General features: G+C 38.3%; 13 protein-coding genes. 10 read left to right on the top strand and 3 right to left on the bottom strand.

What is annotated here, in order from left to right; all coding sequences use genetic code 11:
* Positions 1-29: 29 nt before the first annotated feature.
* From AC6IWN_RS01165 to AC6IWN_RS01175, 3 genes are all read right to left on the bottom strand, one after another.
* Positions 30-392 carry an LSm family protein gene (locus AC6IWN_RS01165; RefSeq protein ID WP_497990244.1) on the bottom strand — a complete coding sequence of 121 codons (363 nt, stop codon included), beginning with the start codon at positions 390-392 and terminating at the stop codon, positions 30-32.
* Between the two features lie 68 nt (positions 393-460).
* On the bottom strand, positions 461-748 hold the full coding sequence (locus tag AC6IWN_RS01170; protein ID WP_497990246.1) for a hypothetical protein: 288 nt from the start codon (positions 746-748) through the stop codon (positions 461-463).
* 98 nt (positions 749-846) lie between these two features.
* Positions 847-1260 (bottom strand): hypothetical protein, encoded by a 414-nt coding sequence (locus tag AC6IWN_RS01175; RefSeq protein WP_497990247.1) that lies wholly within the window; start codon positions 1258-1260, stop codon positions 847-849.
* A gap of 101 nt (positions 1261-1361) precedes the next feature.
* On the opposite strand from AC6IWN_RS01175, the gene AC6IWN_RS01180 reads away from it, so the two are divergent.
* The 10 genes from AC6IWN_RS01180 (at position 1362) to AC6IWN_RS01225 (ending at position 12234) form a co-directional block, all read left to right on the top strand.
* Complete coding sequence (locus tag AC6IWN_RS01180) at positions 1362-3182, top strand: glycoside hydrolase family 2 protein (RefSeq protein WP_497990249.1); 1821 nt, start codon at positions 1362-1364, stop codon at positions 3180-3182.
* Between the two features lie 92 nt (positions 3183-3274).
* The gene (locus AC6IWN_RS01185) at positions 3275-4147 is read left to right on the top strand and encodes a hydrogenase small subunit (RefSeq protein ID WP_497990251.1); all 873 of its coding nucleotides are present in this window, start codon (positions 3275-3277) and stop codon (positions 4145-4147) included.
* A 36-nt stretch (positions 4148-4183) separates the two neighbouring features.
* Positions 4184-5566 carry a nickel-dependent hydrogenase large subunit gene (locus AC6IWN_RS01190; protein ID WP_497990253.1) on the top strand — a complete coding sequence of 461 codons (1383 nt, stop codon included), beginning with the start codon at positions 4184-4186 and terminating at the stop codon, positions 5564-5566.
* Entirely contained in the window at positions 5563-6015 is a 453-nt protein-coding gene (locus tag AC6IWN_RS01195) for a hydrogenase maturation protease (protein WP_497990254.1), read from the top strand. The genes AC6IWN_RS01190 and AC6IWN_RS01195 overlap by 4 nt, the downstream gene beginning before the upstream one ends.
* A gap of 82 nt (positions 6016-6097) precedes the next feature.
* Positions 6098-6550, top strand: coding sequence for a cytochrome b5 domain-containing protein (locus tag AC6IWN_RS01200; RefSeq protein WP_497990256.1), 453 nt, complete (start codon positions 6098-6100; stop codon positions 6548-6550).
* Between the two features lie 324 nt (positions 6551-6874).
* On the top strand, positions 6875-8893 hold the full coding sequence (locus AC6IWN_RS01205; RefSeq protein WP_497990258.1) for an LTA synthase family protein: 2019 nt from the start codon (positions 6875-6877) through the stop codon (positions 8891-8893).
* Positions 8894-9083: 190 nt separating this feature from the next.
* Entirely contained in the window at positions 9084-9866 is a 783-nt protein-coding gene (locus AC6IWN_RS01210) for a flagellar motor protein (protein ID WP_497990260.1), read from the top strand.
* The gene (locus AC6IWN_RS01215) at positions 9829-10620 is read left to right on the top strand and encodes a flagellar motor protein MotB (protein ID WP_497990262.1); all 792 of its coding nucleotides are present in this window, start codon (positions 9829-9831) and stop codon (positions 10618-10620) included. Before AC6IWN_RS01210 ends, AC6IWN_RS01215 begins: the two co-directional genes overlap by 38 nt.
* Before the next feature lie 194 nt (positions 10621-10814).
* Positions 10815-11309 carry an RNA polymerase sigma factor gene (locus AC6IWN_RS01220; RefSeq protein ID WP_497990264.1) on the top strand — a complete coding sequence of 165 codons (495 nt, stop codon included), beginning with the start codon at positions 10815-10817 and terminating at the stop codon, positions 11307-11309.
* Positions 11296-12234 (top strand): zf-HC2 domain-containing protein, encoded by a 939-nt coding sequence (locus tag AC6IWN_RS01225; protein ID WP_497990266.1) that lies wholly within the window; start codon positions 11296-11298, stop codon positions 12232-12234. The genes AC6IWN_RS01220 and AC6IWN_RS01225 overlap by 14 nt, the downstream gene beginning before the upstream one ends.
* Positions 12235-12440: the final 206 nt, after the last annotated feature.

Below are 12440 nucleotides of genomic sequence, written 5' to 3' on the forward strand. Positions count from 1 at the left end.
ATGGCTACTAACAATTTGTGAGGCACGTATTATAGTGCATTATGATTAAATGCGGCGATTCGATTAACTGGAATATCGACTACGGAACCTACCGGTCGACAATGATTACTACCACCACTACTACTTCCACTACTTAGGCTACTGCTTCCGATGGAACCATCCATTTCGTCACCCAAGGGATTAGCCGGTGCCATACCAAAATCCGTTACCAAACGAATGAATTCAGGATTAACAGCTAAAAGAACGCCGGTAAATCCACTACCGGATGCTCCACCGCTTGTAGTGAATACAGTTACGGTAGAACCGATAAATCGACGCATATGAGCAACAAGTGAATTGCCAGCTCCCGTTCCACCACTTCCGTTTGATCTATCTCTGCATGAACATGACATATTAATACCTCCTATTTACTTTCTTTACTATTCATTTACCAAATTTCTGGTATGTGTAAAATATCTAATTAATTAAGTGCATTATGACAAAATGCTGCGATTTTGTTAAGTGGTATGTCACATAAGGAAGAAACAACAAAGATCATTCTCCCGTGATTATCACATTTACTTACTGCGTCGCAGGGTACTTCACCCACTGAGGTGTTTGGCGGTGAACCAAGTCTATTTACTAAGGTGATAAAATTGAGATTAATCCGAAGTAAAACACCGGTAAAGCCGAAGCCGGAGGCTCCACCGCTGGTAGTAAATATCGTAACGGTCTGACCGATAAATTTGCTTAGTTCATCTAATAACATATCCTAACCTCCAGAATCATCTTACAATATCGTATTGAATTCGGTTTTGAATCCTATTATATTCTATGCCTTCACTTGCATAATGCGACATATTATCATTAATTATCTTTTTTCCTTGAGAAATGTAGATAGAGGATTAAATTTAACAGATACTGTACTACTAGAAGTGCAATACTTAAATATAGAATTGTCTGATTTACATTTAATTTTTCCAAAATGAGAATATAAATGCATAGAATAAGACTCATGATTTTACATACAAGATAGCCTGACTTTTCTTTGGTATATTCTTTGGACATATCAGAATTGTTTTCGGAAGCGGGAGAGGAAGAATCAGCGTTATGATACATGACATTTACCAGAAAGCCGGCGCCAAGTATAACCAAGGAACAAGCCATACCAATGCACCAGCCGAAGATTACGGATACCGAAGGTATAAAAAAGTAGGTGCAGGCAAAGAGAGCTATCCCGATAATTATTAGGAGTATACAGAATATTTTAACTTTTTTCATAGGGAGGTGTCCTTAGATTACCTTCTTTTAACATATATATGTAGAAGTAGTGGAAAATATCTGATTTTGATCATTACTTGGGTAACTCCGGGAGGGTTGTTATGAAACTAAAAGATGCCATTCGAACAATGCGATTTAGTGAAAAAGGGATGAATATAAATCAATTATATACTCCTTGGGGAGAGCATATTAATCCGGAGGCTGTTCTGATAGAATATCCGAGGCCGCAGTTAAAAAGGGATAACTTTACTATATTAAATGGCTATTGGAATTACTGCATCTCAACGGAACCGGTCATGCCACCTACCTACGATGGAAAGATTCTTGTTCCATATTCTCCGGAAAGTGTACTATCTGGGGTTTACAGGCAGCTAGAGCCGGAAGAAATACTTTGGTATGAACGTATTGTAATGATTGAACGAAAACCTAAGGGTAAACGCTGCATTCTCCACTTCGGGGCAGTAGATCAGTTTTGTGAGGTTTATATTAATCATCAAAAAGTGATGGAACATATGGGAGGATACTTACCCTTTGAGGTGGAGATTACTGATAAGCTGGAGCTGGGTGTTAACCTGCTTTCCTTAAAAGTAATTGATGTATCGGATACTTCCTACCACAGCAGGGGGAAGCAGAAACAAAAGAGGGGAGGGATGTTTTACACCGCCCAAAGTGGAATATGGCAGACGGTATGGATGGAATGGGTACCTGATTTATATATAAAATCCCTTCGAATCACACCATTAGTAGATCAAGGAGCAGTTAAACTGGAAGTGTATGTAAACGATGATCTTGATTTTGAAAAGCTGTCCGGAATCGTATTCGAGGTCGGGATATACGAAGACCAAAAATTACTTGGAGTAATGCAGAGCGTATCGCAGTTTATCACAATTCCTATGCCAGACTTTACATTCTGGAGTCCTGAAAATCCCCATTTATATGAACTTGTGATCCGCGTAGGTGAGGATAAGGTGGAGAGCTACTTTGCAATGAGAAAGATTGAAATTAGGAAGGATGATAAGGGAATTCCTAGAATTTATTTGAATAATCAGCTATATTTTCAAAATGGTGTACTGGATCAAGGGTACTGGCCGGATGGCTTATATACCCCGCCCAGTGATGAAGCATTCATATTTGACATAATGCAGGCGAAACGACTGGGATTTAATATGATTCGTAAGCATCTTAAGATCGAACCTCAGAGGTGGTACTACCATTGTGATCGACTAGGTATGCTGGTGTGGCAGGATATGGTGAATGGTGGGGAAAGCTATCACACTCTGTTGGTCGGATATATACCAACACTTTTACCCTGGCTTGCCAGCAAGATTAAGGATCATCATTACCGTATGTTTGGACGAAAAAGTGAGGAGGGGCGTAACGAATGGATTATTGAGTGCAAAGAGACTGTTAAACTTTTATATAATTACCCATCTATCGTTCTATGGGTGCCATTTAATGAAGGGTGGGGACAGTTTGATGCAGTTAAAATATATGAGATTATTCGAGATCTCGATACCACACGTCTTGTGGATCATGCAAGTGGTTGGTTCGATCAAAAGAGCGGTGATTTCGAGAGCATACATAATTATTTTCATCCAATGAAGGCTAATATAAAAAACAGACCGTATATTCTGTCGGAATACGGCGGGTATGCATGTTTTATTAAGGAACATACCTTTTCCAATCAAATATTTGGATATCGTATTTATTTAACGATGGAGGATTTTAATAATGCTTACCATATGCTTTTGGAGCGGGACATTAAAGCATTAATTGATAAGGGATTATCGGCAGCAGTTTATACTCAGATTTCAGATGTAGAGGATGAAGTTAATGGATTATACACGTATGACCGTAAGATCTGTAAGGTGACACCGATAGAACTAATTACCACCTATGATCAAGCCCTACCTTTATTATAAGGTTCTGATACGATAAATACGAAACAGTGGCATATTCTTTCTTATATTAAGATATAAATGAATTAAGGTTAAACCTAGGAGGATAAGCATTGGTGGATGATGAATCATGTTTATACCTGGATCAAAGAAAATTAACAGCTAGAAGAATTGCTCAGGAAGCAACACTTAAGATTATGCAACAAGAAATTCCCAAGATGAATGCAATTTGGCTTGAAACAACCGGATGCTCCGGTAATATCCTGTCCTTTTTAAATGCTGACATTCCGAATACTTACGAAGTTCTGACGAATATCGTTAATCTAACATATTCAAATAGTATTATGGGAAATGAAGGAGATGCCGCATATGAGGATTTCTTAAATACCCTGGATACTGATTTTATTCTTCTCGTGGATGGAGCGGTGTCTATGAGGGAGAATGGATTGTACAACATTGTTGCAAATTACCAAGGCAGGAATATCACAGCCTATGAAGCGGTTCAGCTAGCTGGTGAAAAGGCAAAATATATCGTGTGTGTAGGAACCTGTGCATCCTATGGGGGTATCTCGGCAGCACGCCCGAATCCGTCCGAATGTAAGAGTGTTAGTGATGTCATAAATCGAACGGTGGTCCGTCTTCCTACCTGTCCCTGCCATCCGGACTGGGTAATCGGTACGGTTGCTCATCTAAGTACTTATGGTATGCCGGATTTGGATGATCAAGGACGTCCACTTATTTTTTACAGCCACACAATACATGATATCTGTACCAGAAGAGGAATGTTTGATGCAGGTATTTTTGCAAAGTCCTTTGGAGAGGATGCTTGTATGTTTTTGATTGGATGTAAGGGTCCAATTACAAAAACAGAGTGTCCGCGTACGAAGTGGAACAGCTATGTAAACTGGCCGATTGGTAATAACACGAACTGTATCGGATGTGGTCACCCCGGGTTTCCAGATGAAACGGAGCCATTTGTAAGGTATTAAAGGAATATGCTTTAGGGCATAGTTATGGAGAAGAATATGGCACAAATAATTATAGATCCAATTACAAGAATCAGCGGGTATTTGGAAATTAGGTCAGAGGTGGAGGGGAACAAGATAATCTCTGCTGAGGCGAGAGGGCTGTTGTATCGGGGGTTTGAGAAAATGTTGAGGGGGAGATATCCTCTGGATGCAATATTTTTCACGGAACGAATCTGCGGAATCTGCTCAGCAGCACATGCCTATGCCTCGACACTTGCACTTGATGAAGCTCTTCAGACACCGTCTACATTAAATGATCGTTATCTACGAGATATTATTCACGGTTTTGAATATATTCAAAATCATTTACGACATTTTTATCTAATGGTGCTCCCAAGCTTTGCAAAGATTATGAAACCGATGGTTGCTAACGTGACACAGTATCATGATTTTCGATTGCCGGAGGAAGTGAATAAAAGAATGGAGGAGGATTACGAATTAGGAATAGAGATGAGTAAGCTTGCTCATGAGGGTCAAGCAGTGATCGGCGCAAAGGCACCCCATCACCAAGGCATCTTTGTGGGAGGAGTGACTTGTGATCTTACAGCATTTAAAATAGCTAAAATGGGAACAATCATTCAACGCTTACAGTCCTTTATCTCAACCAGAATGATAGAAGATACTGAGATGATAGGATACTATTACCCTGATTATTATCAGATGGGTTTTTCCTACCCGAATTTTATGAGCTATGGAGTGTTCGATTATGATGATCCTCAGATATCCTATGTATATCCTGGTGTGTTATCGAATGGGGTTCACTATGCTTTTGAACCGCAGTTGATCAGTGAACAGGTTCGTTATTCCTGGTATAAAAATGAAGACCCGGATGAAGCGGATATGAATAAGCCGGGGGCTTATACTTTTATAAAGGCTCCAAGATATAATGATCTTCCAATGGAGGTAGGGCCATTAGCCAGAATGTTGATATCTGGCGAATATAAAGGTGGTAATTCCTGCATGGATCGCATTATGGCCAGAACATTGGAAGCAGACAAAATAATTCGAATTATGAGTGAATTAATGAAAAGGATTCAACTTCTTCCCAATAACCAAAAACCCGTTACAATGCCGGATGAGGCGTTAGGGGCTGGGCTGATTGACACAACGAGAGGGGCTCTGGGACATTGGGTTAGTATTAAGAATAAAGTGATTGAGCATTATGATACCGTCACCCCTTCAAACTGGAATCTATCACCAAAGGATGCGAATGGTGTACCCGGAGCAATTGAGAGATCGTTACTGGATACCTATATTAATGATATTCAAAGCCCGGTGGAAATCGGAAGAATTGTGCGATCCTTCGATCCATGTGTATCCTGTGCGACACATCTAATTAGCCATGACAAGGTGATTAAGACGGTTGAGGTTCCTGTATGAGTAGAAAACTACTTGCTATGGGGAATGTACTCATGGGTGATGACGGAATTGGGATTCATCTGGCAACAACATTGCAGGAGGAACTGTCCGGGCTTGGGATAGAAGTGATTTATGGAGAAACAGATATCGGTTACTGTATCACGAATATCCAAGAGGATGATTATATTATAATTGTAGATGCAGCGGACTTTGGGGCAACAGCAGGAAAAATAAATATAGTTCCCCTTGAAGAGATAACTTCTTCTAAGAACGACGTATCGGGGCACAGTATCAGTTTCCTTGAGCTGATTAAGCTGTACTTACCAAAGATAGAGGGAACTGTATTAGAAGTTCAGATTGCTGATATTAGCTTCCAATATGGTTTGAGTGAAAAATTGCAGAATCAATTTCCACAATGCGCCGAGGATGTATTGAATTATATCAAGCAGATAACGCTTTTGAGGGAGTAATAACAATTTATCATTATGGAAGCAAGACTTTCCACACAGAAATATGTGCCAGCGTCAAAGTATGCAGGTTATGGGGAAGGGCATGGATATTAATATGAGTGAAAAAGAATTAAGAGGTAAGGTGTATGATATCGTAATGGAAGTATCACGATGTAGTAGGCTGAACACATTCGCCAGAACAGATAATCAAAAATTGGCGTATAAAATACAGATGGAAGAGGCGGTTGATGAGCTGCTTGCTCTGGTTACAGATGAACAGTTAAATGACCCTCCACTAAATGAGGCCGCTACCGCGGAACAACCATTAAGAGAGTTTACAGTCAGTGAACTGGCTCAATACAATGGAGTAGGCGGGAATCCGGCTTATGTATCGGTAAATGGTAATGTCTATGATGTTAGTGGCAATATTCATTGGGCAGGTGGGTTGCATTTTGGACTGATTGCCGGGCAAAATCATAGTGAAGATTTTTCAATCTGCCATTCAGGAATGCAGCAGGTACTGGAGCTTCTCCCGGTTGTAGGGAAATTAGTGTGAATTATAAAAAGCATAATTCACACTTCGAAGTTTGTGCCTGCGAAATCCTCGGCACAAACTAACTCAAAGGAACGACATAAATGTTAGAATGAATAGGTATATGTGCAAATGAACTCGATCGGACAGGAGAAAACTTTAGGGTTATATCAAAGTTTTTCCTGCCCGATTTTTATGAGTATTCTTCCGGTTGACATAAAAATCATCTTTTTATATAGTGTAAGAAGGCGTATAATGATTGTAAATTATACTACGTTGTTATACAATCTGTACCATAAAGCATGATCGTATACTACTATTACATAGAAAATGAGGAATATAGCAATTATGGCGGAGAATAAAAAGTTTGAGATTAAGTTACTCTGGAAAAAGCGAGACAGAATACCCCTTTACCTGTTAAGTGTATATTTTATCTTTGTAATGTCTATCTATATTAAGCAGGATGTAAAAATCAACAAACCATCCACCTATATCATTATCCTTCTCTGGGTTTTGTTGACTATAATAGCTATGACACAGATGAATAAGATTAGGGATTTTTATAAGAAATACTCGCGGTGGATTGGAGGCATCTTAGTATTATTGGCTCCTATCGCATCATTTCTAATTGTTGAGATTATGGTAAGCAATTTTAACTTGGACATGTTTAAAGATTATAGCTTCTATAATCTTGTTTGGTATGCAATGATATATTATCTCGTATTTGCGCTGATAAGAGACAGCAAGATAACCCTAATTCTTTGTAATGTGGCGATTTATGTGGCTTCATTACTCAACTATTTTGTGTTTTTATTTCGAGGAAATCCGGTGTTGCCAAGTGATCTACTTGCCTGGCAGACAGGTATGAGTGTGGCCTCAAATTACAATGTTAGATTTTCTGAGGGTTTTCTTATTGCCACACTAATTATGTTTTTTGTGTTTGTGCTTGGATTTAAACTTGAGAAGGTGGAACGTAAACCCGCCATTATTAATCGAGTAATCGTTATCGCCGGTTATGTGGCATTTGCTACATTTATTATAAATCTCTTTTTTGCAACGGATTTGATTAAAACAAAGATTCGGGTAATTGACTATTTTGCTCCAAAATACACCTATTGCAATTATGGTACGGCGTTTGGTTTTGTTGCAAATGTAGAGGCAATGAGTGCGAAAGAGCCGGAGGGATATACAGCGAAGAAGGCGAGTCAGTTATTAGAAGACGCATCTAAAAAGGATAAGAATGATATAAATACGAATAAGCAAGATAAACCAAATATTATCGTGATTATGAATGAGGCATTTTCGGATTTGAGCCTGGTTACGGATTTAAAAACGAACATGCCATATATGCCAAATATTCGAGCGTTACAGAAAAATACTGTAAAGGGTAGCCTCTTTACTTCTGTTTTTGGAGGTGGTACCAGCGATACAGAATATGAATTTCTCACTGGTAACAGTATGGCTGTCATGCCCCAAAACAGCGTACCTTACCAGCAATTTGTAACAAAGCCTACGGATTCTCTAGCCAGAACGCTTAAGGATCAAGGTTATTATAATGTGGCAATCCACCCCAATGCTCCAAGCAACTATAAGCGAGATATGGTATATCCTTTATTGGGATTTGACGACTTTCTGTCTATTGACGATTTTAAAAACCCGAAATTAATCCGTAATTTTATCAGTGATAGGGATAGCTATAATAAAATTATTCAGGAATACAAGGACAAGGGAAAACATAATCCGGTTTTTATCTTTAATGTGACCATGCAAAATCATGGTGGTTATTCGGATGAGCAATTATTTGATGATGATAATACAGTGAGGTTAACCGATCATCCAGAGTTTTCTTCAACTAGCCAGTACTTAAGTCTGGTTCGTGAGTCAGATAAGGCGTTCCAAGCACTAATTGACTATTTTTCTAAACAGGACGAGCATACCATCATATTATTATTTGGAGATCACCAGCCCATTGCATATTCGGAAATCTATAATCTTCTTGAGGGACAGGAGAAGTTGTCGGATCAGGATGAAATGTATCATAAGTATCAAGTACCATTTATTCTTTGGTCAAATTATGATATACCAAATAAAGAAGCGATTAGTAAGACCAGTGCCAATTTTCTCTCCTCTTATCTGTTGAATACAGCAGGGTTAAAGGGCACAGTATATAATCAATACTTAAGCCAGCTCTATCAGGATATTCCGGTGGTTAACGGACTCTATTATATTGATAAGGAGAATAAATTACATACATTTTCCGAGCAATCTCCATATAGTGATTTAATCAAGGATTATCGTTTTGTTGGTTACAATGATGCATTTGATAAAAAAGGAAAAGAAAAAAAGTATTATAATATATCGCAATAAATTTAAGAAATTACAAAACTTATCTTATGAAATAGGACATAATTGTCGATAAACATATTATCAAGACGACAGTGGGGAGTTTTTGACTATTAAAAGCTTTTGCTCGTCAAAGCATTATTCTAATTAAAATCAATGCTTCGATATATGAAGACTACACAAGATTGTTATAGAAGAACCGGAGGACAGTAATATGGATATAGTTGCTTTGCTAAGTATGATTTTTGCGTTTGGTATGATGGTTGCAGCGTTCCTTTTCGAAGGAGGTAGCCTTGCATCACTTTGGCAATATACCGCTGCAATGATCGTATTTGGTGGTACGATTGGTGCGGTAGGTTTATCATTCCCGACGAGCTCATTAAAAAAGATACCAAGTTCAGTTGGTAAAGTATTTAATAATAAAAAGATTAATCGTCTAGAAATACTAAATACTTTTATGGCATTATCTACAATAGCAAGAAAAGATGGTTTGCTGGCATTAGAACAAGAGCTGGAAAACCGTGAGATGGATGAATTCATAGTTACCGGTCTCCGTCTGGTTATTGACGGTGCGGATGAAGAGGTAGTTAGACAGATTCTTGAAACAAGAATCATCAATATGGAACATGAAAACGAGAAAGCAATTGCTGTTTTTGAAGGTGCAGGTGGTTATTCTCCGACCATGGGTGTTATCGGTACCGTAATGGGTCTGGTAAGTGTACTTGGTGAATTAGGTGGAGAGGTTAGTGAATTAGGTCACAAGATTGGTGTTGCATTCATCGCTACTCTTTATGGTGTTGCTTTTGCAAACCTAGTATATCTTCCTATGGCATCAAAACTAAAGGAAATAAATTCTGATGAAGTTATGGCAAAAAACATGATGCTTGAGGGTATTCAGCTACTTCGTGGAGGATCTAACCCGGCATTTATGAGAGAACAGCTGAAAGGATACCTAGAGGATGAAAAAGAAGGTCAAACAGAAGAAGGAGAACAGTGAAAGATGGCTGCTTACCTATGCTGATATGATTACACTTTTGCTGGCATTATTCATCGTTCTTTATGCGATCAGTAATGTTGACCAGTCGAAGTATCATCAATTAGCAGAAGCCTTAAACCAGTCCTTAGGTGATGGCAACGGTATCAGCGTTTTTGATGGAACATCCGGCGTTTTGGATAATAATGGTAATACAATTAAAGAAAATCCAAGTGCTTCAACACCAGCTCCCACCGGTGGTGCAGGTACTACCCTCACTACCAAGGAGGATATGAAGAATTTAGCCAAAGGAATTAATTCAATCCTCGACAATCTTCATATTACGGATGCGAGTGGTACTGTGATTACAGACAGAGGGTTGACCGTTACCTTTTCAAATGATGTTTTCTTTGATAGTGGTAAGGCAGACCTAAAGGATGATTTGAAAAAAGGACTAGAACAGATATCCGTATTACTAAATAGAGTTAATAATCCCATCGTAGTGGAGGGTTATACGGACAATATCCCTATTAGTTCACAAAACTTCTACTCCTCTAACTGGCAACTGTCAGCAGCCCGTGCAGCGAATGTAACTGAGTTCCTAGTTGCTGCAGAGAAGGTGAATGGTAATCGATTATCCGCAGTAGGTTATGGTGAATACCATCCCAAGGCTTCGAATAGTACCGATTATGGCAGAAAGAAAAATCGTAGAGTGGAGCTTACTGTCCTATATAGTACTGCAATAGGCTTACGCCCGACAAATACAGCGGTACAATAATACCGCAACATATGAATGGAATAAAAGACCTCAATAACAGTTACAAAGATATCAATTACTGCTACAATTAAATTACAAAACTACATACGACTTAATACATAAATCTCAAAGTTATAAACCTGACTTTGAGATTTTTTTCGTTTTCTTGTAAGATTATATTAACCTATGCGTCTTATAAAGGAGGAGGTGAAATAGTGATCAATTTTGAAGGGATCTATCATGTATATTTTCAAGATGTATATCTCTATATCAAGAGTCTATCTGGGAATGAGCAGATAGCGGAGGATATTACATCAGAAACCTTCCTAAAAGCAATGAAATCTCTCAATGAATTTAAAGGAAAGTGTGAGATGAGGGTATGGCTATGTCAGATAGCAAAGAATTGTTATTTCTCCTATCTTCGTAAGAATAAGAAGTTAGTGAATATGGAAGAGATAGAGGAGCAGGCGGAGCATTTTGATATAGAACATAAGATTGCATCAGAGGAAGATTCGATGTTGATCCATGGGATAATACATAAGCTTGAAGAGCCATACAAGGAAGTATTCTCCTTACGGATATTTGGAGAATTGAGTTTTAAACAAATTGGTCACTTGTTTGGGAAAAGTGAAAATTGGGCCTGTGTCACCTATCACCGGGCGAAAGCGAAAATAAGAAGCGAAATGGAGGATTATGATGCAAGAAATTGATTGTAATGTAGTGAAGGATTTACTTCCGTTATATACAGAAGGGTTGGCGAGTGAGTCTTCTAGAAAAATCGTGGAAGAACATATCGAGGAATGTCCCTCCTGTAAAAAGGAACTGGCGAATGAGGAGGAAGTGATAAAAATCCCCCGATTAGAACTATTTGAAAGTATGAAGAAAAAACTGGCATCAAAGATGATCATAGCTTCGGCGGCAACGGTTTTGGTTATTGTATATCTAGCGATGATTTCCTTCGTATATATGAACAGTCCGATTGAAGTATCACAAAAGGACGCGATCAAGAGCGTTGAAAAGCAGAAGGATGGGAAGCTGATAGTACAATTAACCAATAATATAGCAGGAAGTTTGCTAATGGGTGGTCGCGTAGATGAGAACAATTTAGATAATCAGGCATATTATATAAGATGTTATACGAACTTATGGAATATGATATCAGGTGCACTTGGTAGAAAATCGAACCACAGTATAAGTGGACTTCCTGAATCATCCATTTATTATATATCTCATGCGAAAGCAGACAAAAGTGGATTTCCTGACTATAGCCTGGTATATGGAAAAGCTCAAACAAAGATAGCAAAAGATAAACGAGCTCTTGAATTTGAAATGGTTACTACTCATTCGTTAATGAATTACTTATATCTGAATGCAATACTGGCATTTATATTACTTGCCATCTATGGATTCGTACGAAAACAGGATGAAAATCGAGTAATACTAAAGTTAGGGTTAATCCCTCTTTCTTATGTGTTTAGTACGACAGGAATAATTCTATTTGTTACACATTTAGTTTTGACACCCACTAAGATAACGCGAATATTCACCCAAACTTTAGTGCTATCACTTTTAATTTATGCTTTATTATACCTTGCCCTGTTTGTACGCAGAAAAAAGAAAGAGGTAAGCGCATAGATTTTTATCTATCCACGTCGTAAACTGATATTGTGAGTATGTACTAAAATAAATTAAGTATGACTGGTTCTTCTTTAATACGATGGAAAAAAGTGTTATGTTTTCATATACACTGATGGGAAAGTATGACATTGTTTATAATTAATGTTATCACAACATAGTATAAAGCGGAAAAGCGAGGGCATTATCAATCCATAAAGAGACCA

Source organism: Variimorphobacter sp. HTMS_6 (assembly GCF_059717775.1).